At 68.0% G+C, this 22,621-nt stretch carries 19 protein-coding genes, 1 pseudogene and 1 riboswitch; of the genes and pseudogenes, 13 read left to right on the plus strand and 7 right to left on the minus strand.

The genetic code is table 11. From position 1 onward, the window contains the following. Positions 1–179 precede the first annotated feature (179 nt). Positions 180–2,552: a lysylphosphatidylglycerol synthase transmembrane domain-containing protein gene (locus ACYQ5L_RS38390; protein WP_459963141.1), complete on the plus strand. Its 2,373-nt coding sequence runs from the start codon at positions 180–182 to the stop codon at positions 2,550–2,552. Here the strand turns inward: ACYQ5L_RS38390 and ACYQ5L_RS38395 are convergent. Then, positions 2,549–3,157, minus strand: a complete 609-nt coding sequence (locus ACYQ5L_RS38395; RefSeq protein ID WP_459963143.1) for a cysteine hydrolase family protein — start codon at positions 3,155–3,157, stop codon at positions 2,549–2,551. The genes ACYQ5L_RS38390 and ACYQ5L_RS38395 overlap by 4 nt on opposite strands. 45 nt (positions 3,158–3,202) lie before the next feature. Next, entirely contained in the window at positions 3,203–4,774 is a 1,572-nt protein-coding gene (gene fadD5, locus ACYQ5L_RS38400) for a fatty-acid--CoA ligase FadD5 (RefSeq protein WP_459963145.1), read from the minus strand. A gap of 328 nt (positions 4,775–5,102) precedes the next feature. Here fadD5 and ACYQ5L_RS38405 point away from each other — a divergent pair, with 328 nt between their 5' ends. From ACYQ5L_RS38405 to ACYQ5L_RS38415, 3 genes and pseudogenes are all read left to right on the plus strand, one after another. Next, positions 5,103–6,071, plus strand: a complete 969-nt coding sequence (locus tag ACYQ5L_RS38405; RefSeq protein WP_459963670.1) for an NAD(P)H-dependent flavin oxidoreductase — start codon at positions 5,103–5,105, stop codon at positions 6,069–6,071. 207 nt (positions 6,072–6,278) lie between these two features. Continuing rightward, positions 6,279–6,440, plus strand: coding sequence for a type II toxin-antitoxin system VapB family antitoxin (locus ACYQ5L_RS38410; protein ID WP_459963146.1), 162 nt, complete (start codon positions 6,279–6,281; stop codon positions 6,438–6,440). 203 nt (positions 6,441–6,643) lie between these two features. Next, positions 6,644–6,985: pseudogene (locus tag ACYQ5L_RS38415) on the plus strand (beta-ketoacyl synthase N-terminal-like domain-containing protein); the annotation flags it as partial. Between the two features lie 15 nt (positions 6,986–7,000). Here the strand turns inward: ACYQ5L_RS38415 and ACYQ5L_RS38420 are convergent. Further along, positions 7,001–7,387: a hypothetical protein gene (locus ACYQ5L_RS38420; protein ID WP_459963693.1), complete on the minus strand. Its 387-nt coding sequence runs from the start codon at positions 7,385–7,387 to the stop codon at positions 7,001–7,003. A gap of 654 nt (positions 7,388–8,041) precedes the next feature. Here ACYQ5L_RS38420 and ACYQ5L_RS38425 point away from each other — a divergent pair. Both ACYQ5L_RS38425 and ACYQ5L_RS38430 read left to right on the plus strand, forming a co-directional pair. Further along, on the plus strand, positions 8,042–9,676 hold the full coding sequence (locus ACYQ5L_RS38425; protein WP_459963671.1) for an acyltransferase domain-containing protein: 1,635 nt from the start codon (positions 8,042–8,044) through the stop codon (positions 9,674–9,676). Between the two features lie 238 nt (positions 9,677–9,914). Continuing rightward, positions 9,915–10,307, plus strand: a complete 393-nt coding sequence (locus ACYQ5L_RS38430; RefSeq protein WP_379193755.1) for a hypothetical protein — start codon at positions 9,915–9,917, stop codon at positions 10,305–10,307. A 10-nt stretch (positions 10,308–10,317) separates the two neighbouring features. On the opposite strand, the gene ACYQ5L_RS38435 is transcribed toward ACYQ5L_RS38430, so the two are convergent. The 3 genes from ACYQ5L_RS38435 to ACYQ5L_RS38445 all read right to left on the minus strand — a co-directional run bounded on the left by ACYQ5L_RS38435 (position 10,318) and on the right by ACYQ5L_RS38445 (position 12,033). Continuing rightward, on the minus strand, positions 10,318–10,716 hold the full coding sequence (locus tag ACYQ5L_RS38435) for an RNA-binding S4 domain-containing protein (RefSeq protein ID WP_459963147.1): 399 nt from the start codon (positions 10,714–10,716) through the stop codon (positions 10,318–10,320). Positions 10,717–10,773: 57 nt separating this feature from the next. Beyond that, positions 10,774–11,421: a C40 family peptidase gene (locus ACYQ5L_RS38440; RefSeq protein WP_459963149.1), complete on the minus strand. Its 648-nt coding sequence runs from the start codon at positions 11,419–11,421 to the stop codon at positions 10,774–10,776. 16 nt (positions 11,422–11,437) lie between these two features. After that, positions 11,438–11,599: riboswitch (cyclic di-AMP (ydaO/yuaA leader) on the minus strand. A gap of 182 nt (positions 11,600–11,781) precedes the next feature. Continuing rightward, on the minus strand, positions 11,782–12,033 hold the full coding sequence (locus tag ACYQ5L_RS38445; RefSeq protein ID WP_459963151.1) for a hypothetical protein: 252 nt from the start codon (positions 12,031–12,033) through the stop codon (positions 11,782–11,784). A gap of 209 nt (positions 12,034–12,242) precedes the next feature. Here ACYQ5L_RS38445 and ACYQ5L_RS38450 point away from each other — a divergent pair, with 209 nt between their 5' ends. From ACYQ5L_RS38450 to ACYQ5L_RS38465, 4 genes are all read left to right on the plus strand, one after another. Then, positions 12,243–13,427, plus strand: a complete 1,185-nt coding sequence (locus ACYQ5L_RS38450; protein WP_459963152.1) for an AAA family ATPase — start codon at positions 12,243–12,245, stop codon at positions 13,425–13,427. Positions 13,428–13,555: 128 nt separating this feature from the next. Beyond that, positions 13,556–15,511: an acyl-CoA dehydrogenase family protein gene (locus ACYQ5L_RS38455; RefSeq protein ID WP_459963154.1), complete on the plus strand. Its 1,956-nt coding sequence runs from the start codon at positions 13,556–13,558 to the stop codon at positions 15,509–15,511. Between the two features lie 300 nt (positions 15,512–15,811). Next, positions 15,812–16,753 (plus strand): alpha/beta fold hydrolase, encoded by a 942-nt coding sequence (locus ACYQ5L_RS38460; RefSeq protein ID WP_459963155.1) that lies wholly within the window; start codon positions 15,812–15,814, stop codon positions 16,751–16,753. A gap of 135 nt (positions 16,754–16,888) precedes the next feature. After that, on the plus strand, positions 16,889–17,179 hold the full coding sequence (locus ACYQ5L_RS38465) for a hypothetical protein (protein ID WP_379193762.1): 291 nt from the start codon (positions 16,889–16,891) through the stop codon (positions 17,177–17,179). A 171-nt stretch (positions 17,180–17,350) separates the two neighbouring features. On the opposite strand, the gene ACYQ5L_RS38470 is transcribed toward ACYQ5L_RS38465, so the two are convergent. After that, positions 17,351–18,685 (minus strand): thiolase family protein, encoded by a 1,335-nt coding sequence (locus ACYQ5L_RS38470; protein ID WP_459963156.1) that lies wholly within the window; start codon positions 18,683–18,685, stop codon positions 17,351–17,353. 367 nt (positions 18,686–19,052) lie between these two features. On the opposite strand from ACYQ5L_RS38470, the gene ACYQ5L_RS38475 reads away from it, so the two are divergent. Genes ACYQ5L_RS38475 through ACYQ5L_RS38485 form a run of 3 tightly spaced genes read left to right on the plus strand, consistent with a single transcriptional unit; the run spans position 19,053 to position 22,600 of the window. Then, the gene (locus tag ACYQ5L_RS38475; protein WP_459963157.1) at positions 19,053–19,886 is read left to right on the plus strand and encodes a hypothetical protein; all 834 of its coding nucleotides are present in this window, start codon (positions 19,053–19,055) and stop codon (positions 19,884–19,886) included. Between the two features lie 36 nt (positions 19,887–19,922). Further along, on the plus strand, positions 19,923–21,851 hold the full coding sequence (locus tag ACYQ5L_RS38480) for a fumarate reductase/succinate dehydrogenase flavoprotein subunit (protein ID WP_459963158.1): 1,929 nt from the start codon (positions 19,923–19,925) through the stop codon (positions 21,849–21,851). A 2-nt stretch (positions 21,852–21,853) separates the two neighbouring features. Then, complete coding sequence (locus ACYQ5L_RS38485) at positions 21,854–22,600, plus strand: succinate dehydrogenase/fumarate reductase iron-sulfur subunit (protein ID WP_379193766.1); 747 nt, start codon at positions 21,854–21,856, stop codon at positions 22,598–22,600. Positions 22,601–22,621: the final 21 nt, after the last annotated feature.

The following is a 22,621-nucleotide window of genomic DNA, read 5'->3' on the forward strand; positions in this document are numbered from 1 at the left end:
ATAAGCAGGATAAACAGACACGCCGCGCGGCGTGGCGGGCCGGGGCGTCTCACCGGCGTGGCCGCCACGGGTTACGGTAGCGACGTGGATGGACGGTGATCCCGGCCGCCGCCGCAGACCTCAGACCGACCGACCATGGGACCGAAGCAGTTCCCACGATCCGAAAGCGCCTATAGGACATGCGAGTCGACGGACGGGAGATTCCCGTCTCCGGCAGCCTGCTGCAGCCGCGGATCCGGCGGACCAGCGACATTCTGCGTGTCGTGCTGTCCGTAGCCGCGGTCGCCATCGTCATCGTCGGCTCGCTCATCACCCGCGCGCAGTGGGAGAACCTGGAGAAGTCGGTCTCCGAGATCGTCGGCTTCCTCACGCCGCAGCAATCGGATCTGGTCTACATCCTCTACGGCATCGCCATCCTGGCCCTGCCGTTCGCCATCCTGGTGCGCCTGGCCTGGGGACGGCAATGGAAACTGCTGGGCGGCTTCCTGTCCGCGGGCCTCATCGCGGTCTTGCTGTTCTCCTTCACCGGCACCGGTTTCAATGCCCCGCGCTGGCATCTGTCGCAACCGCAGCAGGTCAATACCTTCCTGTCGCAGTTCCTCGACGATCCGCGCTGGATCGCCATGCTGGCGGCGGTGCTGACGGTCGCCAGCCCGTGGCTGCCGCCCACCTGGCGGCGCTGGTGGTGGACGCTGCTGCTGGCCTTCGTGCCCATTCACCTGGTGGTCAGTCTCGTCGTCCCGGCCCGCGCGCTGCTCGGGCTGACCGTGGGCTGGTTCGTGGGCGCGGTCATCGTGCTGCTGGTCGGCACGCCCGCCCTCGAGGTGCCGCTCGACGCGGCGGTCCGGGTGCTGGCACAGCGCGGATTTCAGGTGATGGCGTTCAAGGTGGTGCGGCCCGGCGGCCGCGGACCGCTGGTGCTGTCGGCGACCACCGACGCGGATCTGCTCACGGTGGAGATGTACGGCCAGAATCAGCGCAGCCGCCGCGCGCTGCGGCAGCTGCGGCGCTGGCTGACCCTGCGCAGCAGCGAGGCCCCGGCCATGTTCGCCTCCATGCGCCGCGCGGTGGAGCATCGCGCGCTCATGGGCATCGCCATCGGGGATCTCGGGCTGGGCAGCAACAAACCGCTCACCGTGGCGGCGCTGGATCGCGGCTGGATGCTGTACGCGCACACCGTGCCCCAGGGCCGCCCGCTGGCCGCCGACGACGGCGAGAAGATGCTCACCAAGGTGTGGCAGGCGCTGCACACCATGCATCAGGCGCAGATCTCGCACGGCGAACTGCGCGCCGAGGACATCCGGATCGTGGACGGGGAGGTGCGTTTCGGCGGTTTCATGTCCTCGGAGTTCGGCGCCTACCAGGTGCGCTTCGAATCCGATACCGCCCAGCTGCTGCTGTCCACGGCGGCGCTGTTCGGCATCGAGCCGGCGGTGCGCACCGCCATCGAGGTGATGGGCACCCAGCCGGTGCTGGACGCCTCGCGGCGGCTCACCAAGACCGCCATCCCGGAGACGGTGCGCAAGGCCGTCGCCGCCGATGCGGGCCGGCTCATGAAGGACACCCGCGAGGAGGTGGCGCGCCAGACCGGTGAGGACCGGATCGAGGCCGCCAAGATCACCCGCTTCTCCCGCAACCAGTTCATCCAGCTGGTGCTGCTCATCGGCCTGGTCTACGTGGCCTACCCGTACATCAGCTCGGCGCCGACCTTCTTCACCGAATTGCGCACCGCGAATTGGGCCTGGGCCGCACTGGGTCTCGCGGTCTCGGCGCTGACCTACGTGGGCGCGGCCATGGCGCTGTGGGCATGTGCGAACGAGGGCGTGAAGTGGCGGGATCTGCTGCTCATGCAGGTGGCCAATACCTTCGCCGCCACCACCACCCCGGCCGGTGTCGGCGGCCTCGCGCTGAGCGTGCGATTCCTGCAGAAGAACGGGCTGGGCGCGGTGCGCGCCACCGCAGCGGTGGCGCTGCAGCAGACCCTGCAGGTGCTCACCCATCTGGTGCTGCTGCTGTTCTTCAGTGTGGCGGCGGGTGTTTCGACCAATCTGGAGCATTTCGTCCCGAGCGCGACGGTGCTGTACCTGGTGGCGGGCGCGCTGCTCGGGCTGCTGGGCGTGACCATGTTCGTGCCCACGGTGCGGCGCTGGATTCGCACCGAGGTGCGGCCGCAGCTGGCCGAGGTGGTGGAGCAGCTGCGCGATCTGGCCACCCGGCCCGCGCGCCTGGCCATGATCGTGGGCGGCTGCGCCACCACCACCCTGGGCATGGCGCTGGCGCTGTGGGCGAGCATCGAAGCCTTCGGCGGCAGTACCGGATTCGTGACCGTCACCATTGTCACCATGATCGGCGGCACGCTGGCCTCGGCCGCGCCGACACCGGGTGGTGTCGGCGCGGTGGAGGCGGCGCTCATCGGCGGTCTGGCGGCCTTCGGGGTGCCGGCCACCATCGCGGTGCCCGCGGTGCTGCTCTACCGCGTGCTCACCTGCTGGCTGCCGGTGTTCTGCGGCTGGCCGATCATGCGCTGGCTCACCTCCAACGACATGATCTAGAGCCGCAGCCGCTCCTCGGCCTGCTTGGCGAGAAGGCAACCGTCGGTGGTCAATTCGAGGCTTGCCAAGGCCGCCTCGTGGGCGGCGTCGTGCATCGAGACCATGAGGTCGGCGATGGGGTGCACGAAGAATCCGAGATCGGTGGCGTGGCGGGCGGTCTGCTCGACCGTGAGATTGGTTGCCACACCGGTGATCAGCAGCGTGTCGATATCGTGGGCGACCAGCCAGTCCGGCAGCGCCGAGCCGGCCAGCCCGGACAGCTTCTGATTGTCGAAGACCACACCGGCCGCCGCCTGCTCGGCCATCTCCGGAATGATCTGCGTCCCGGGCGAATCCGGCCGGAACTCGGTCTGCGCCGCGGCGACCGAGCGCATGAACCCGGTATTGCGCACCAGCTCGCCCTCCCCGACCGGAATGGTGAATCGGGTGAATATCAGCGGTAATCCGGCCGCCAGGGCCTGCTGGTGAAAGGCCACCGCCCGGTCGACGACGCCGCTGTCGGCGACCGGTGCGGCGAGCATGGGCCCGAAGAACCCCTCGGGTTTGATGACATTGACCTGCCAGTGCAGGGCGAGCACGGCGGTGCCGCGGCGATCCAGATCCATCCCTCGATGCTGCCGTACCGCCGGATCCGACGCGAGCTTTCGTGATCAGGCCAAGAATTGCTTGCGCAGTTCGAATTTCACGACCTTGCCGCTGGGGTTGCGCGGGAGCTCGGCGACGACCACCAGATCCTTGGGGTGCTTGTAGCGCGCCAGGGACTCGTTGAGGAACGGCTCGAGCTCGGCGAGGGTGAGCTCCTCGACGCCGGGCGCCAGCGCCACCACCGCGACCGGCACCTCGCCCCACTTCTCGTGCGCCTTGCCGATGACGGCGGCCTCGTGGATCTTCGGATGCGCGAACAACACGTTCTCCACCTCGGCGCAGTAGATGTTCTCACCGCCGGAGATGATCATGTCCTTCTTGCGGTCCACCACCCAGACGAAGCCCTCCTCGTCCTGCTTGACCAGATCGCCGGAGTGGAACCAGCCGCCCGCGAAGGCTTCCGCGGTGGCCTCGGGCTTGTTCCAGTAACCCGACATCATGGTCGGACCGCGGTAGACGATCTCGCCGACCTCGCCGGGGGCGACATCGTTCATGTCCTCGTCGACCACGCGGGCCTGAACGGTCGGGATGGGCTTGCCGACCGAGCCGAGCTTGCGCAGCGCGTCCTTGCCCTCGAGCACACAGGTGATGGGCGACATCTCGGTCTGCCCGAACACCGCCACATTGAAGGCGTTCGGGAAGCAGTCGGCCATGGCCCGCAGCACCGTGTCCGAGGCCGGGGCCGCGCCCCAGCACAGCGCCTGCAGCGCCAGCTTGCGCTCCTTGACCGTGGGCTCCTCGCAGATCATCTGCCATTGCGCGGGCACGCAGAAGGCGGTGGTGGCCTGTTCGGCCTCGACGGCGTCGAGGAATTCGGTGGCATTGAACGCGCCCAGCGGATGCAGCACGGTCTTGCCGCCCAGCACGAAGTACGGGGTGAGGCTGCCCAGGCCGGCGATGTGGAACAGCGGCGAGGTGCAGAAGGCCACCGACTCCGGGGTGATCTCCATGGCCCGGATACAGGTGAGCGCCTGGGCGTTCATGTTCGCGTAGGACAGCACCGCGCCCTTGGGGCTGCCGGTGGTGCCCGAGGTGTACATGATCAGGCACGGGGTGTCTTCCGGAATGTCCAGCGGCGCATGCGGTTCGCCCGGCTCGGCCAGGAAGTCCTCGTAGCCGATGACGCCGTCGCCGCTCTGGCCGTTGATCACCACGCAGGTGGCCAGTTCCGGCGCCTGCGCCCGCACGGCGGCGGCCAGCGGCTGCAGCACCGCGTCGGTGACGATGGCCTTCGCGCCGGAATCGCTCACGATGTAGGCGACCTCGGGCGGGGTGAGCCGGAAGTTCACCGGCACCGCGATGGCCCCGAGGGCGTTGATGCCGAATACCGCTTCGATGTACTCGACGTAGTTGAGCGCCAGAATCAGCACCCGATCGCCGAACCCGACCCCTCGACGGGCGAGCGCATCGGCGAAGCGTTCCGACCGCTCGTGCAGCTGCGACCACGTGGTGTCCGTGCCCTGGAAGCGGAAGGCCACCTGGTCCGGGCGCATGGCCGCGTGGGTGGCGACCTGGTTGACCCAGTGATTGCGCCGCGACCGGATCGGCTCGTCAAGCGGCTGGAAACCCGCGCTCATGTGCAGAACTCCTCTCGGACCGTCGGCCTGTGTGCACCGGCTGCTCCGGCGGCGTCGACGGGTGATCGAGCGCGAGAATACCGCCTAACTTCTTGGCGTGACAAGGGTTACAGAGAAGGTTTGGGCCGAAAATTATCATTCGTTCAACTCCCAGCTCAGAGCCGGTAATACGATCTTGACACCGAGATCTTGCGCGCACGGTTATCCCCAGGTCGGGCGGCACAGCGCTGTTTCGAGTGCAAACTTCGACTCACATCGGGGTTGAACCGCATATGCAACTATGCGAGTATCAGGCCAGTTGCGAGAGGTAGGAGAGGACACCGTGACGCTGCGTACCAGGTTCACCGAGACCTTCGGGGTCGAGCACCCGATCGTGCAGGGCGGCATGATGTGGGTCGGCCGCGCCGAACTCGCCGCCGCCGTCTCCGAGGCCGGCGGCCTCGGCATCATCACCGCGCTCACCCAGCCCACGCCCGACGATCTGCTGCAGGAGATCGAGAAGGCGCGCGCGCTGACCGACAAGCCCATCGGCGTGAACGTCACCATCCTGCCGTCGATCAACCCGCCGCCGTACCAGGACTACGTCAAGGCGATCATCGAGTCCGGCGTGAAGATCGTGGAGACCGCCGGTTCCAATCCGGAGCCCTTCCTGCCGTACTACAAGGAAGCCGGGATCAAGGTGCTGCACAAGTGCACCAGCGTCCGGCACGCCCTCAAGGCGCAGAAGATCGGCGTCGACGGCGTCAGCATCGACGGTTTCGAATGCGCCGGCCACCCGGGTGAGGACGATGTTCCGGGCCTGATCCTGATTCCGGCCGCCACCAAGGCCCTCGACATTCCGGTCATCGCCTCCGGCGGTATCGCCGACGCCCGCGGCCTGGTCGCCGCACTGGCGCTGGGCGCGGACGGCGTGAACATGGGCACCCGCTTCATGTGCACCCAGGAGTCGGCCATCCACCAGACGGTCAAGGAGCAGATCGTCGCCAACTCCGAGCGTGCCACCCAGCTCATCTTCCGCACCATGCACAACACCGCGCGCGTGGCCGACAACGAGATCTCCCGCAAGGTCGTCGAAATCGAGAAGGCGGGCGGAAAGTTCGAGGACGTCCGCGATCTGGTCGCCGGCGCCCGCGGCCGCCGCGTGTTCGAAGAGGGCGATCTGGACGCCGGCATCTGGTCCGCCGGTCAGGTGCAGGGCCTCATCGAGGACATCCCGACCTGTGGCGAACTGGTCTCGCGCATGGTCGCCGAGGCCGAGGAGCTCATCAAGGCCCGCCTCGCAGGCATGCTCGCCTGACCCGGCGTCCCCGAAACACGCGAAGGCCCCGCGGCGATTCATTCGCCGCGGGGCTTTCACCGTTCGGACTGGTCGAAAGCCCGTACGTCCCAGACAATTCCGGTGAAGATCGCTTAGCAAAATCTGCGAAGACTCCCGCCAATCGGGTGACTGCGGCCCGCCGATCCGTCATGCTTTCCTTACCGACGGACGTGCGGAGGTGCCGAAATGGCAATCACTCGTATCTATCTCGACGACGATGCGCTGCGCCGGACCATGGCCATCTCGGGGGTACGCACCGAACAGGACGCGGTGAACCTGGCATTACGGTTCTTCAGCTCGTACGCCTCCACGGAGGACCTCGAGCATCCCTTTCCGACCGCCTCGTAGTCACTGACCCCGCCCGCAATGGCGGGTGACAAGCACGTACCCGAAAGCTCTTCTGGGCTCGCCGAAATCTTGGCAGAATCGCGGGGGTACCCCGGCGAGCCCGCCGGACGCGGGAGGGAATTCCTGTGCGGCAGAGTACGAGAGCATCCGATTCGGCACCGCGGGCGGTGTCCGTCGTCGGGGTCGGCTGCCGGGCGCCGGGGATGGATTTCGATCACGACTGGTTCGGGATCGGCGATATCGAAGCCGCCGGGCTCGGACCGCGCCAGCGCGTGATCCTGGAAGTCGCGGTGGAGGCCCTGGACGATGCCGGACTCGGCTGCCTGGCCCCCGGCTCGCGCGCGGGGGTGGTGTTCGGGACCGCGGGCACCTCCCGGCGGACGGTCAATAGCGCACATCAACTCTCGAAGGCCCTCGACCTGCACGGGCCCAGTCTCATGGTGGACAGCGACCGAGCTTCGCCCTTGGTGGCGGTGGATACCGCCATGCGGCTGCTGGCCGATGAATCGGTGCCGTTCGTGATTGCGGGCGGCACGAATCTCATCCTGCTTCCCGACATTTCAGGCATCGAGATACCCGGAGACCGGGATCTGTGCACGGTGCTGGTGCTCCAGCGCAGCACCGATACCGCACACCGCAGAACCCGGCAATACGCCCAAATCGCCGATAGCGGAATAGGTTTCCCCGCTCCGTCGGATCTCGAGGCCCGGATCGCACTGTCTCGCCGCACCACCCTCGGCTCCCGCGCCCGGCGCGATCCCGCGCCACCGCGACCCGATGACGAGCAGGCGATACTCATACCGCTGTCCGGGCGCGATCCGGCGGCCGTGCACGAGCTCGCCCAGCGGTGGGCCGACACGGTGGGCTCGGCGCGCAGCCTGCACGAATTCGCCGCGGCCACAGCGCGACTCACGCCCGAGCCGGTGCGCGCCGCCGTGCTCGCCCACGACCGCGCCGAGGCGAAGGCGCTCCTGCACGCCCTGACACAGCACATCGACCCCACCGCGCGCACGACCGCGGGTTCGCTCGGGCACTCCGCCGCGCTCTCGGCCGGAATCCTCCCGGCCGCCGTGAATCCCGGCCAACAGCACGCCGGGATGACGAAGGCTCCAACACGGGAGGCAGCAGCGCGAGAAGCACCGGCACGAGAAACGACGGCGCAAGAAACGGCGGCGCAGAAACCTCCAGCGCGCGAAGAGTCGACGCCGAGAGAGGCGACCCGAGAAGCAGCGACGCGGGGGGAGGCGGCGCACTCAGCTCCCACTCGCAAGGAACCAGCACATACAACTCCCGCGCGAGGGGAACCAGCACATACAACTCCCGCGCGAGGGGAACCAAAACACACAACTCCTGCGCGAGGGGACGCGGCACACGCAACTCCTGCGCGAGGGGACGCGGCGCACACAACTCCCGCGCGAGGGGACGTGGCGCACACAACTCCTGCGCGAGGGGACGCGGCGCACACAACTCCCGCGCGAGGGGAGGCGGCACAAGCGACTCCCGCGCGAGGAGGCTCCTTCTTTCCAGCCGGCCGGGAAAGTTCCCGCAGACCCGGCGGCGGCGACGTTATCGGAGTATCCGCGAGCCGGCGCGGGGGTGGAGTGCTGTTCCTGTTCTCCGGCGGCGGCGCGCACCCGCGAATGGGCCGGGTGCTGGCCGCGCGTTATCCGGTATTCGCCGCTGCGCTCGCCGCGGCCGCCGACGCGATTGCCGCGGCGGGTGGAAGGCGAGTGTGGTATCCGCACAGTGGTTTCGAGGTCGGCGAGGCCGGGGTGGACAACACCCAGCCCGCGGTGTTCGCCTTCGAGCTGGCGCTGGCCGAACTGCTGGCCGCCTGGGGCGTGCGGCCGGACGCGGTCGCCGGGCACGGTGTCGGCGAGATCGCCGCCGCGGTGACGGGCGGTGCGCTGTCGCTGGCGGACGCGGCCCGCATCGTGGTGGCGCGCGGCCGCATACTGACCCTCGTCGGCAACCACGCCGCGGCGGCGGTGCTGGAGGCCACGCCCGCGGAGGCCATGCGCCTGGTGGAGCCCATGCGCGAGGTCATCGGCGTCGCGGCGGTCGACGGTCCGAGCTCGATCACCGTCTCGGGCGAACCGCGCTATATCGACGCCCTCGTCCGGCGCGCACACCGGCGCGCGATCTTCGCCCAGCGCATCAGCCCCGACGGCCCGGCCGCCGCCGTGCACATTCCGCGTATGAGAAATATTGCCCCGCAACTGATCATGGACCTCGCGGGGATCGAAGCACTGACTCCGGCACTACCCATCTACTCGACGACCCGGCGCGGCGCGCTGATCGGCGAGCAGGACACCGCACCCACACACGACGTGCGGGCGAGCGGCCTCGCCGGTCATGGGCCCGGCGCGAACAGCGGCCTGGCCGGCTACGAACCCGGCACCGACAACGGCCTCGCCCGCACGGCGACAACCGGCGCGGCGGCCGAGGGGGCCATCGGGGTGCGATCGGCGCTGCGCATGGACGCGAACTACTGGGGCGAGCATGCGGCGGGCCCGGTGGAACTGGCCGCCGCGTTGGAACGAGCTGCGGCAGAGGGTATCTCGACCGTGCTGGAGATCGCTCCGCACCCGATCCTGGCGCCTGTGCTGCGCGAGCACCCGGTGTTCCGGGAGGCGAGCTATCCGGTGGCCTCGCGCACCGACGAGTGCGGCGACTTCCTGCGTGCGATCGCACGACTGTATCTCGACGGGCGGCCCATCGATTGGACCGCGCTCGGCCCGCACACCGCCGCGCCGCCGCAGCGGCATTGGCGGAGCCGGACGATTCCCGATCCGCCGGGCCCGCGCTTCCCGTCGGTCACCATCCGGCCGGAGGGGACCTACGTGGTGGCGGGCGGACTCGGCGAGCTGGGCGCGGCGGCAGTGGGCTGGCTGCTGGACTCCGGCGCCCGCGATGTGGTCGTGCTGGCCCGGGTGCCCCGGGCGCTGCCTCCGCCATTGGAGGGGTTGGAGGATCGAATCGTGGTGGTGCGCTGCGATACCGGCGACCGCAACGATCTGGCGATCGCCCTGCAGGACATCCGCGAATTCGGCGTCCCCATCCGCGGCGTCGTGCACGCCATCCGGGAACCGCAACCGGTCGCCGCCTCGAACCTGGTCGAACTGACCGACGGCGACCCGACCGACTTCACCGTGGTCTGCGCCCCCGCGGGTGCGGCGCTGGTGCGGGCGCTCACCGACGCGCATCCACGCCGGCGGATCATGACGGCCGGCTGACCGCGCGCCCCATCCGCCGCTGGACGGGAGAGAGAACCGGATCGTCGGGGGCGAGCGGGGATACCGGTGGCCGCCTTGCATCTCGTCGAGCCGGCCGACGGCGATCCGGCCGACTTCACCCGTGGACTTCGGGGGTGCGGGCGCTCGCCGCCATCCACGTCGCCGGATCATCCTGACCAGGTGAGTTCGCGTGGCGTGTCGGGCCGGGGTGGCCGGGCGGCGCGGGAATGATGGCGGGATGTCATCGGAGCCGACGGTCGCAGTGAAATGGAAGAGCACGCCGGACGAGCACGACTATCCGGCGGCGGCGGACTATCTGGAAATGCTCGCCGAGCCGAGCGTGGTGAAGACCGTGGTGGAGGAGTTGCGGGCGGTCGAGCTGTCGCACAAGAAGGCCAAGGATCTGCTGCGGGCGGCGCAGCTGGAGCTGCTGCCCATGTACAACCTGCACGTGCGCAAGGACATGGAGAAGATCGTGGCCGGGAAGGCGCTGTCGCCGATCTTGATGGTGCGCGGCGACTTCCGCAAAGGCGTACCGGCGCAGATCGTGGACGGGTACCACCGCACGTGCGCCATCTACTACGCCGACGAGAACATCGCCATCCCGGTGAAGATCGCCTCCATGCCGTGAGCCGAGGCGCTCAGTTCTCCGGGGTGCGGCCGAGCAGCCGATCCGTTTCGCGGCGTTCGCGTTTGGTCGGGCGGCCGGAGCCGCGATCGCGGCGGGGCAGGGCGGCCACGAGTTGCGGATCGGGCGGCGGCGGGCTCTTGTCGATCATGCACTGCACCGCCACGGCCGCGCCGACGCGTTTGGTGATGAGGCGCTCGACGATCACGATGCGCTCCAATCCGCCTACGCGGACCCGGATTTCGTCACCGTGCTTCACAGTGTGGGCGGGCTTCACGGCGACGCCGTTCACGCGCACATGCCCGGCGCGGCAGGCCGTGGCGGCCGCGGAGCGGGTCTTGAACAGCCTGACGGCCCAAACCCAGGAATCGACACGGGCTTGGGCCGCTTCGCTCGGTAGAGCTGAGGTCACGGGTTAGACATTACCCACTGCGCGCAAGCCGTTTACGGCCGCGCCAGGCGCCGGTGATTACGCGACGCGGCGCGCGGTCACCACCATGTCGGGGCGCAGAGGGGTGTAGGAGACGGGAGTGCCGGACTGGACGGCATTGAGAAGCTTGTTGTCGCCGGCGTAGATGCCGACGTGGCCGCCGCCATTGGTGATGACGATATCGCCGGGCTGCAGGTTCTCGTAGGCGACCGGAGCGCCGACGTGGGACTGCTCGAAGCTGGTGCGGGGCAGTTCGACTCCGGCCTGCTTGTAGGCCCACTGGACCAGACCGGAGCAGTCGAAGCTGTAGGGGCCCGAGGCGCCCCAGGAGTACTGCGCACCAACCTTGGTCTGCGCGGCCTCGAGGGCGATGTTCGCGGGGGAGCTGGGCTTCATCATCTCCGGCAGGCCGAAGAAGCCGGAGTTATTGTTGACGCCCGGATTGTCGATATTGGCCTGCGGGACATTGGCCGCGAAGTCCTTGACCGCCTGGTTGAACTGCTGCACCTGGGGCGTGAACTCGTCCGGCACATCGAAATTGCCGATACCCGGAATCTCGACGGTGGCGGCCTGGGCGGTGATCGCCGGGAACGCGCCGGTCGTCGTGGCCGCGAGAGCGCCCATCACAACGGCGCCCTTGACGGAATTCGGCAGCCGAGATTCTCGCTGCAAGCTGTGCTTACCCACCGACCCGTGTCTCCGATCTTCCTTGCTCTGACCACCGACCGGGTTAGCTGACGGGTTCGGGCCAGCAAGTAGGCCCTACTCCGACGGCTTGCGGCCGAAGGAGATTCACCCCAACACGAGTGGGTCCCCGGCTCGAGGACGAATTTGAGGCTCGTCTCCGATTAGGCGGTAACGTCGCGGGCTGCCTCTCCGATGAAGCAACAGACTCCGCTAAGTCACGAAGAGATTACGACTAGGCGGCTGCGTTGTCCACCCAAACGGCCGCGCGTGTTGCGTGTCGCGGCAAAACGCCCGGCAGACACGCGATTTCCGATCCCATTCAGCGGGTCACGACTCGGCATAGCGGACTGTTAACGACCGTTACCGCGGCCCGTCCACCGCGCGCTCCAGCTCCTCGATGCGCCGCCGCGCGTCGGCCAGCTCCACTTCCAGTTTCCCGAGCGCCATGACCAGCGGGCCGACCGCCAGATCCGCCACCAGCTGCGGGTCGTCGTACCCGCGCTCGATGGCCACCAGGATGTTGTTGCGAATGCGCGCGGCCACGGTCGCCTCGGCGGGCACGTTCCAGGATTCGACCACCTCCGCGACGGTGGGCACTGCTTCCTCCGACATGAACCCTCCTGCGCTGGATCGACCGCGACTCGGTCATAAGAGTAGAGACCGGAAGCGACTCCGGGAGTGCGAAAGCCCGGCGCGGGGCGGCCGGACCCGCGCGGTGTCGCAGGGGCGGCCGCGCGGGGTGCATGCCGATCGATAGTCGCCTCTAGGGTCTTCGATAGATGCCCGGATAATCCGGGATTCTCGCGCTACGGTTGACCGGCATGGACCCCGTGCGCAATCCGTACGCCCCCGGAGCCGGCCAGCGCCCACCCGAATTGGCGGGTCGTGACCGCCAGCTCGACGCCTTCGACATCGTGCTGGAACGCGTCGCGCGCGGCCGCCCGGAACGCAGCGTCATGCTCACCGGCCTGCGCGGGGTCGGGAAGACGGTGCTGCTCAACCAGCTTCGCTCGGCGGCCCGGGCGCGCGGCTGGGGCACCGGCAAGCTGGAGGCCCGCCCGGATCAGGAGCTGCGCCGCCCGCTGTCCTCGGCGCTGCACATGGCCGTGCGCTCGATTGCGGCGGCACACCGCAATCCGGAGCAAATGGACGATTTCCTCGGCATTCTCAAGGCTTTCGCACTGCGCTCCACCGCCGACAAGGGCATGCGCGAACGCTGGAATCCGGGCATCGACGTTCCGGCGGTCACCGGCCGCGCCGATTCCGGGGATATCGAGATCGATCTGGTCGAGCTGCTGCTGGAGGCCGCGCAGCTGACCCGCGACACCGGCGTCGGCATCGCGCTGTTCATCGATGAGCTCCAGGACCTCGGCCCCGCCGATATCTCCGCGCTGTGCGGCGCCTGCCACGAATTGAGCCAGGACGCCGCGCCTTTGATCGTGGTCGGCGCGGGACTGCCGCATCTGCCCGCGGTGCTGTCCGCGTCCAAGAGCTACTCCGAGCGCCTGTTCTCCTACCACCGCATCGACCGCCTGGATCGCGACGCGGCCGATCGGGCGCTCATCGCCCCGGCCGAGCGCGAGGACGTGAAGTACAGCGGGGAGGCCCTGGAAGCGCTCTACCGCAAGGCCGACGGCTACCCGTATTTCGTCCAGGCGTATGGAAAAGCGACCTGGGATGCCGCCGCCCAGTCGCCGATCACGGCCGAGGACGTGGCGGTGGCCGCGCCGACGGCCGAGGAGGAGCTGGCGGTCGGCTTCTTCGGCTCCCGCTACGAGCGCGCCACTCCCGCCGAGCGGGAGTACATGCGCGCCATGGCCGATTTGTCGGGAGACGACGGCCCGGTCGCGACGGCGGCGGTGGCCAAGCAGCTCGACCGCAAACCCGCCTCGCTGTCACCCGCCCGTGACGGTCTGATCAAGAAGGGCCTCATCTATTCGGCCGAGCGCGGCACCATCGGTTTCACGGTGCCGCATTTCGGCCGCTATTTGCGCGGGGTGCAGTAACCAGGAATTCGCCAGTCAACCAAGATCATTGCGTAACAAGGGTTTTTGATCTTTGCCAATGACTACCGGTGGGTAACAAAGGCTCCTACACTCGAATGTGATTCTCATCACCTCCGAGGAGGAGAAAAATGGCGACCACAGCGAAAGTCGACGCCACCGAAGAGCAGGCCCGGGCACTGGTCGAGGAATCCCGCGAAACCACTTGGGCCAAGCCGTCCTTCGCGAAGGAGATGTTTCTCGGGCGGTTCCGGCTCGACCTCATCCACCCGTTCCCCCAACCCGGCGCCGAGGACGCCGCCAAGAGCGCGGCGTATCTGGCCCGGCTGGAGGATTTCTGCAAGACCATCGATGGCGCGCGGATCGAGGCCGAGGGACGCATTCCGGACGAATATGTCAGCGGGCTGGCCGAATTGGGCTGCTTCGGACTGAAGATTCCCGAGGAATACGGCGGTGTCGGACTGTCGCAGGTCGGCTACAACAAGGCGCTCATGCTGGTCGGCTCGGCGCACGCCAGCCTCGGCGTGCTGCTGTCGGCGCACCAGTCCATCGGCGTGCCCGAGCCGCTCAAACTGGCCGGTACGCCCGAGCAGAAGCGAGAGTTCCTGCCGCGCTGCGCGAAAGGGGCGGTGAGCGCCTTCCTGCTCACCGAGCCGGATGTGGGCTCGGACCCGGCGCGCATGGCCTCCACCGCCACCCCGACCGCCGACGGGGAGGCCTACGAACTCAATGGCGTGAAACTGTGGACCACCAATGGCGTGGTCGCCGAACTGCTCGTCGTCATGGCCCGGGTGCCCAAGAGCGAAGGGCATCGCGGCGGCATCTCCGCCTTCATCGTGGAAGCCGACAGCCCGGGCATCACGGTGGAGCGGCGCAATGCGTTCATGGGCCTGCGCGGTATCGAGAACGGCGTCACCCGCATGCACAATGTGCGCGTCCCCGCACGCAATCTGGTGGGTCGCGAAGGCGACGGCCTGAAGATAGCGCTCACCACCTTGAACGCGGGCCGCCTCGCCATTCCGGCCATGTGCACCGCGGCTGCCAAATGGTCGCTCAAGATCGGCCGGGAATGGAGCGCCACCCGCGTGCAGTGGGGCCGCCCGGTCGGCGAGCACGCCGCCGTCGGCGCCAAGCTGTCCTTCATCGCCGCAACGACTTTCGCGCTGGAATCGGTGCTCGACCTGTCCGGCACCATGTGCGACGAGAACCGCAACGACATTCGCATCGAGGCGGCGCTGGCCAAACTGTGGGCCTCGGAAATGGCCTGCTCGATCGCGGACGAACTGGTGCAGATCCGCGGCGGGCGCGGCTACGAGACCGCCGCCTCGCTGGCGGCCCGCGGCGAACGCGCCGTCGGCGCCGAGCAACTCGTGCGGGACCTGCGCATCAACCGCATCTTCGAGGGCTCCAGCGAGATCATGCGGCTGCTCATCGCCCGCGAGATGGCCGATGCCCATATGGCGGCGGCCGGCGCGCTGGTCGACCGCAATGCCGCGCCCAAGGACAAGGCCAAGGCGGCGGTGGGGGCGAGCGGCTTCTACGCCAAATGGTTCCCGCAGCTGACCGTCGGCTCGGGCACCGCGCCGGTGAGCTTCGGCGAATTCGGCCCGCTGGCCCGGCACCTGCGCTTCGTCGAGCGGATGTCGCGCAAACAGGCCCGGGCGCTCATGTACGGCATGGCGCGCTGGCAGGCGAAACTCGAATACAAGCAAGGGTTCCTGGGCCGCATCGTGGATATCGGCGCGGAGCTGTTCGCCATGGCGGCCGCCTGCGTGAAGGCCCAGTCCCTGCGGGTGGCGGGCGATCCGGACGGAGTGGCGGCCGAGGAACTGGCCGAGGTCTTCTGCCGGCAGGCGCGGGTCCGGGTGCGGCAGCTGTTCGAATCGCTCTGGGACAACACCGATGCGGCGGATACCGAGCTGACCCGCGGCATCCTCGAGGGTCGCTACAAGTTCATCGAGGGCGGCGCGCTCGATCCGAGCGAGGGCACCGGGCCGTGGATCGCCGAATGGCAGTTCGGGCCGTCGACCGAGCAGAACCTGCTGCGCACGTTCCTGCCGTCGACCAAGGCCCCGGCGGCCACCTAGGTCGCGGTCTCGAGGAAAATCTGCCCCTGTCTAGCTTCATGGCTAGACAGGGGCAGATTGCTATCGCGAGCGGGCTTTCGTCAATATCTACAGGTTTCTAGCATGATCACTAGATTTATTTAGATTTCCCATGAGACTCCGGGGGACGGCCGGGGAGATCGGGAGTCCGCACGCCGCGCTCCGCTTGTCGATCATCGGCGGCAGTTGGACAACTTGTACATAACGCCTGGTGTAGGCGGTTAACGGCGCGGCAATGACTATCGACAACCGGGCAAGATGCGGACTCGTCAGGAGCACGTCATGTCCACCCACTTCATCGTCAGCGCTGACGACGGCGTGCCGATCGCGGTACGCGAATTCGGTTCGCCCGCGGCCGAAGTCACCGTGGTGTTCCTGCACGGCCACTGCCTGCGCACCGAATCCTGGGCGCTGCTGCGCGAGCATCTGGCGCCGCGCTGGGGCGAGGGCATCCACATGGTCTTCTACGACCATCGCGGACACGGGGATTCGGGCGATGCGGATCCGGCCACCTACACCATCGAGCAGCTGGGCCGGGACCTCGACGCCGTGCTGCGGGCCGTCGCCCCCACCGGACCCGTTGTGCTGGTCGGCCATTCGATGGGCGCCATGACGATTCTGGCCTACGCCCGGCTGTTCCCGGAGGCCATCGGCTGCCGGATCATCGGCGTCGGGCTGATCGCGGGCGCGGCCTCCAGCGTCACCCGGGTCGGCGTGGGGCGACTGCTGAACGGACCGGCCGTGGCCTCGCTGCAGGCGGCGGTGCGGCGCGCGCCGCGGGCCATGCAGGCCTCCAAGCATTGGAGCCGGCGCATTTTCGAGCCGATCATGCGGGAGGCGGCGCTGGGCACCCGCAGGGTGAGCCCGCGGGTGCTGGCGGTGGCGACGGCCATGCTCAACGAGACCTCGCTGCTGACCATGTCGAGCTTCCTGGATTCGCTCATGCGCTTCGACGAGAACGAATCCCTGCACCGGCTGGGGCGGATTCCCGCGCTGGTGCTGGCCGGCTCGGCCGACATCGTCATTCCGTTCGCGCATTCGGTGGTGCTGGCCTCCCAGCTCGGCGACGCCGAACTGGTGCGGCTGGACGGGGCCGGGCACAGCGTGATCCTGGAGCGCGCCGAGGAGGTGGCGGCGGCCATCGCGGGGCTGGTGGATCGGGCGGTGGCGGCCATGCGCGGGCGGGAGCCGGAGTGCGGGACGGAGTACGCCATCGCGGGCTGAATCGCGGGTCGGCCACAGCTCGGGACAGGCCCCCCACCTGCGGTTATGTCATCGTCGCGAGACGGATTCACTATCGTCGCGTACTGTGTTGTAGATCATAATGTGTGGTCTGTCACACGGCTCGAGGAGGTTTCGATGACACGCAGCGAGATTGCGGAACTCCGCTACGCGGTCGGCCAGCTCCGGCAGTGCGTCAGCGCATTGCGCTCGCAGTACGGCGAGGCCAATATGGTGCGCCGGTTGGAGAACGACCTGGAACGACTCGTCATCGATGCCGAGGAATTCGAGCAGGCGCCCCCGCCTCAGGTCACCCGCAGCGGACAACAGGAAGTCATCTACGTCCCCGACAGCAAGTCGGACGAAGCCGCCTGGATGGGCGCTCAGGACGAGGGACTCGGCTTCCACTCCCGTCCGCGGACGAAATAACTCTCATAGCTCCCAGGGGCTTCCCCTGAAACCCCTTTCCCCCAGGACCCCGGGGGACCCTCCCTCGCGCGCACCCAGGGAAAGCCTCCCTCATAGGCCACCCGGAAGCCCTCTTCCACCCATGGGGTTTCAGGGGCTTGCCCCTGAGAGAGTTACGAGAGTTGTTCTCTCCTAGGCGCGGTGGCGGCCTGAGCGGCCTCTGCGCCCGCCGCCGTGGAAGCGTGCGCCGCGTGGGGTCGGCGCGATCGGGAGGGCGTGGGCGGATTCGAAGACGGCGGCCAGGGCGTGGGATGGGCCGGTCGGGGTGGCGGACAGGCCGTATCCGCCTTCGCGGCGAGCCAGTTCATGCAGGAGGGTGGTCACCATGCGCAGGCCGGCGGCGCCGCCCGGGTCGCCGAGGGCGATGGCGGCGCCGTGGACGTTGAGGCGTTCGGCGGTGTCGAAGGCCCAGCCGTCGCGTTCCCAGAGTCTGGTGAGGGCCAGGACTTCGACGGCGCTGGTCTCGTCGATCTCGGCGAGGTCCATATCGGGGAGGGCGAAACCGGTGCGGGACAGGGCTTTGCCCACCGCCGCGCCGACGGCGGGGACGATGGCGTCGGTGTCGCCGGTGCTGCCGGCGGACCAGCCGATCAGATAGCCCATGGGTTCGAGGCCGAGGTCGACCAGGCGCTCCTCGGCCACCACCAGGCAGGCCGAGGCGGCGAGGGTGCGGGTGCTGCTGTTGCCGACCGTGGTCACGCCGCCGGGCCGGAACGGGGAGAGCATGGCGAAGGCGCGGTGCGAGACATCGTCGCGCAGGCCCTCGTCGCGATCGACCAGTTGCACCACGCCGGAATCCGGGTCCCCGGGAACGGCGTTCACCACCACCGGCGCGGTCTCGGCGCCGAAGACGCCCTGCCGCCGGGCGCGGGCGGCGCGGCGGTGGCTGGTGGCGGCGAATTCGTCGGCGGCGGCGCGGGTGATGCCGTAGTGCTGGGCGAGGAGTTCGGTGTACTGGGATTCCAGCGGGCCGCGGGCGGTTTCGGCGGCGGCCCAGACCGCGAGGTGCTCATCGGTGGTCGCTTCCGGTTCGGAGTCCGCGGGCGCGGCGCCGATCATGGCGGTGAAGATCGCGCGGGGCGCGGCTGCGGGCTTCGGGATGAGTGACTCGGATATTCCTGTGCCCGTGGGGTATTCGGCGCCGAGTGCCAGCACGACGTCGGCGGAGCCGGTTTGCACCATCATTGCCGCGGTAATGAGGGCGCGCAGTCCGGCGCCGGGACCGCCGCCGAGGGGGAACTCGCCGATACTCGGCGACAGTCCGGCCAGCGGCGCCGCGGCGCGCACGGCATTGGGTTCGGGAACCGCCGCGACGAGTTGTTCGACGCGGTGCGGATCGATTCCCGCGCGGCCCATCACGGCGCTCAGCACCGTGGAGATCAAGCGCGGCGGCGCCACCGCCGCCAGCGCGCCACCCGGCAGGCCGACGGGCGTGCGCATCGGCATTACGATCGCGGCTCTCCTCATCAACCGGCTCCCTTCACCCTCATCACCGGCGTCCCCCTTGCGAGGGTTGTCCTACTTCCGGGACAGGGCACCACAGAGTTGTTGCCCCCGTGTGACGCCGCGCGAATCGCAAATCGAGCCCTGCACGACGCCGCCACCCCCGCTATTCGAATCTCACTGGGATGCTGCCACGTTCGTGAGATAGCCGTTTGTTCACTCAGCGAACGATAAACCGCAGAATTCCTAAAATGTGGCGCAAATCACGGGATCACGAATTCGCAGTACCGAACGCGGTTGATAGCTGCCCTGTCGTAAGGTGCTCACCATCACATTCGATGCCGGAGGTAACGATGACGTTCCACGGGATAGAGCAGCGAGGCATCCAGCAGTGAGCGCAGCGCCTATCAAGGCTCCCGAATCGGGCACAACCGGAGTTTTCAGCAAGAGCCGCGCCGCCATCGCCGCGCGCACGCTGCGCACCGACCGCTGGTGGGTGCCGCCGGCCGCGACGGTGGCCGGGCTGGCCGCGTTCGTGATCTACGCGACCATCAGATCCTTTGTGCGCGACGCCTATTGGGTCGCGGACTATCACTACCTGACACCGTTCTACTCACCGTGCATCAGCGATTCCTGCGTCGCGGGATCCGCGCACTTCGGCACGCCGGTGGGTGAGCTGCCGGGGTGGATCCCGCTCGGCTTCCTGGTGCTGCCGTTCCTGCTGCTGTTCCGGCTCACCTGCTACTACTACCGCAAGGCCTACTACCGGTCGGTGTGGTTCTCGCCGCCGGCCTGCGCGGTGGCCGAGCCGCACGCGAAATACACCGGCGAGACCAAGCTTCCGCTCATCATCCAGAATTCGCACCGGTACTTCTTCTATATCGCCGGCATTGTCGCGGTCATCAATACCTATGACGCGATCCTGTCCTTCCACGCCAAGGACGGCGGCTTCGGCATGGGCCTGGGCTCGCTCATCATCACCGGCAATGCGCTGCTGCTGTGGGCGTACACGCTGTCCTGCCACTCCTGCCGGCACATCGCCGGCGGGCGGCTCAAGCACTTCTCGGCGCATCCGGTGCGCTACCGGTTCTGGACCGCGGTGTCGGCGCTCAATACCCGGCACATGCTGCTGGCCTGGACGACGCTCGGCACCCTGGTGCTGACCGACTTCTACGTCATGCTCGTCGCCAGCGGCACCATCAGCGATCTCCGATTCATCGGCTGACCACCATTCCCTTGTCTGTCAGGAGTATTCGGTTCCATGCCTGAAGTCGAACGGCACAAGTACGACGTCGTCGTGATCGGTGCCGGTGGCGCCGGCCTGCGTGCGGTCATCGAGGCCCGCGAGCACGGGCTCTCGGTGGCGGTGGTGTGCAAATCACTGTTCGGCAAGGCGCACACCGTCATGGCCGAGGGCGGCTGCGCGGCCGCCATGGGCAATGCCAATGAAAAGGACAGTTGGCAAACCCATTTCAAGGACACCATGCGCGGCGGCAAGTTCCTCAACAACTGGCGCATGGCCGAACTGCACGCCCAGGAGGCGCCCGACCGGGTGTGGGAGCTGGAGACCTACGGCGCGCTGTTCGACCGCACCAAGGACGGGCGGATCAGCCAGCGCAACTTCGGCGGGCACACCTATCCGCGGCTCGCGCACGTCGGCGACCGCACCGGCCTGGAGATCATCCGCACCATGCAGCAGAAGATCGTCTCGCTGCAACAGGAGGATTTCGCGCAGACCGGGGATTACGAGGCGCGTATCAAGATCTTCCAGGAATGCACCGTCACCGAACTGCTCAAGGACGGCGACCGCATCTCCGGGGCCTTCGGCTACTGGCGGGAATCGGGGCGCTTCATCCTCTTCGAGACGCCGGCGGTGGTGCTGGCGACCGGCGGTATCGGCAAGTCCTACAAGGTGACCTCCAACTCCTGGGAGTACACCGGCGACGGGCACGCCCTCGCCATGCGGGCCGGGGCGACGCTGATCAATATGGAGTTCCTGCAATTCCATCCAACCGGCATGGTCTGGCCGCCCAGTGTGAAGGGCATCCTCGTCACCGAGGGGGTGCGCGGCGACGGCGGCGTGCTCAAGAACACCGACGGCAAGCGGTTCATGTTCGACTACATCCCCGCGGTGTTCAAGGGCCAGTACGCCGAGACCGAGGAGGAGGCGGATCAATGGCTGAAGGACAACGACTCCGCCCGCCGCACTCCGGACCTGCTGCCGCGTGACGAGGTCGCCCGCGCCATCAACGAAGAGGTCAAGGCCGGGCGCGGCACCCCGCACGGCGGGGTGTACCTGGATATCGCCTCCCGCATGCCCGCCGCCGAGATCGTGAAGCGGCTGCCGTCCATGCACCACCAGTTCAAGGAGCTGGCGGATGTGGACATCACCAAGGAGCCCATGGAGGTCGGGCCGACCTGCCATTACGTCATGGGCGGCATCGAGGTGAACCCGGATACCGGTGCGGCCACCGTGGCCGGATTGTTCGCCGCCGGTGAGTGTTCCGGCGGGATGCACGGTTCCAACCGGCTCGGCGGCAATTCGCTGTCGGACCTGCTGGTGTTCGGCCGTCGCGCCGGGCTGGGCGCCGCCACCTATGTGGAGGGCCTGGCCGCGCGGCCCAAGATCTCCGACACCGATCTGGCGGCCGCGGCCAAAGCCGCTGTGGCGCCGTTCAATCCGCCGAGCAACGGGGCGGGGGAGAACCCGTACACGCTGCACATGGACCTGCAGCAGATCATGAACGATCTGGTCGGCATCATCCGCAAGGAACACGAGCTGAAACAGGCCGTCGAGAAGCTGTCCGAACTGCGCGACCGCTACGACAATGTCACCGTGGAGGGCCACCGGCAGTTCAATCCGGGCTGGCATCTGGCCCTGGACCTGCGCAATATGCTGCTCATCAGCGAATGCGTGGCGCAGGCCGCGCTGCTGCGCACCGAGAGCCGCGGCGGCCACACCCGCGACGACCATCCGGGCATGGACCCGGCCTGGCGCAGCAAACTGCTGGTCTGCCGGGTCGATCCGGACGAGGTCGGCTTCTCGGTGCCGTCGGTCACGGTGACGCCCGAGGACCAGGAACCCATGCGGACCGATCTGCTCCAGCTCTTCGATCCGTCGGAACTCGAAAAGTACTACAGCCCAGCCGAACTCGCTGCCGTGCGGGACGGCGCCGGAAAGGCGGAATAGCCATGGGTTACGACGCGAAGTTCAAGGTGTGGCGCGGCGACACTGACGGCGGCGAACTGCAGGACTTCACCGTGGAGGTGAACGAGGGCGAGGTGGTGCTCGACATCATCCACCGGCTGCAGGCCACCCAGGCGCCCGATCTGGCGGTGCGCTGGAACTGCAAGGCCGGCAAGTGCGGATCCTGCTCGGCCGAGGTGAACGGGCGGCCGCGGCTGCTGTGCATGACCCGCATGTCCACCTTCACCCAGGACGAAGTGGTGACGGTGACGCCCATGCGCACCTTCCCGATCATCCGAGATCTGGTCACGGATGTGTCGTTCAACTACGAGAAGGCCCGGGAGGTCCCGTCCTTCACGCCGCCGGTGGATCTGAAACCGGGGCAATACCGCATGCAGCAGCAGGATGTGGAGCGGTCCCAGGAATTCCGCAAGTGCATCGAATGCTTCCTGTGCCAGAACACCTGCCACGTGGTGCGCGATCACGAGGAGAACAAGCAGGCGTTCTCCGGGCCTCGATATCTGATGCGCATAGCGGAGCTGGAAATGCATCCGCTCGATGTGGCGGACCGGCGTGAACTCGCGCAGGAGGATGCCGGGCTGGGGCTGTGCAATATCACCAAATGCTGTACGGAGGTGTGCCCGGAGCACATCAAGATCACCGACAATGCGCTGATCCCGCTCAAGGAGCGGGTGGTGGACCGGCGCTACGACCCCATCGTGTGGCTGGGCAACAAACTGTTCCGGCGCTGAGACGAAAAAGTGGCCCGCAGG

This window comes from Nocardia sp. IFM 10818 (assembly GCF_054655275.1).

Coding starts and splice junctions, on each gene's coding strand:
- ACYQ5L_RS38410 (WP_459963146.1), top strand. CDS start 6,279: ATGGCAATCACTCGTATCTATCTCGACGACGATGCGCTGCGCCGGACC.
- ACYQ5L_RS38460 (WP_459963155.1), top strand. CDS start 15,812: ATGTCCACCCACTTCATCGTCAGCGCTGACGACGGCGTGCCGATCGCG.
- ACYQ5L_RS38445 (WP_459963151.1), bottom strand. CDS start 12,033: ATGTCGGAGGAAGCAGTGCCCACCGTCGCGGAGGTGGTCGAATCCTGG.
- ACYQ5L_RS38485 (WP_379193766.1), top strand. CDS start 21,854: ATGGGTTACGACGCGAAGTTCAAGGTGTGGCGCGGCGACACTGACGGC.
- fadD5 (WP_459963145.1), bottom strand. CDS start 4,774: ATGAGCGCGGGTTTCCAGCCGCTTGACGAGCCGATCCGGTCGCGGCGC.
- ACYQ5L_RS38450 (WP_459963152.1), top strand. CDS start 12,243: ATGGACCCCGTGCGCAATCCGTACGCCCCCGGAGCCGGCCAGCGCCCA.
- ACYQ5L_RS38465 (WP_379193762.1), top strand. CDS start 16,889: ATGACACGCAGCGAGATTGCGGAACTCCGCTACGCGGTCGGCCAGCTC.
- ACYQ5L_RS38470 (WP_459963156.1), bottom strand. CDS start 18,685: ATGAGGAGAGCCGCGATCGTAATGCCGATGCGCACGCCCGTCGGCCTG.
- ACYQ5L_RS38395 (WP_459963143.1), bottom strand. CDS start 3,157: ATGGATCTGGATCGCCGCGGCACCGCCGTGCTCGCCCTGCACTGGCAG.
- ACYQ5L_RS38455 (WP_459963154.1), top strand. CDS start 13,556: ATGGCGACCACAGCGAAAGTCGACGCCACCGAAGAGCAGGCCCGGGCA.
- ACYQ5L_RS38480 (WP_459963158.1), top strand. CDS start 19,923: ATGCCTGAAGTCGAACGGCACAAGTACGACGTCGTCGTGATCGGTGCC.
- ACYQ5L_RS38390 (WP_459963141.1), top strand. CDS start 180: ATGCGAGTCGACGGACGGGAGATTCCCGTCTCCGGCAGCCTGCTGCAG.
- ACYQ5L_RS38430 (WP_379193755.1), top strand. CDS start 9,915: ATGTCATCGGAGCCGACGGTCGCAGTGAAATGGAAGAGCACGCCGGAC.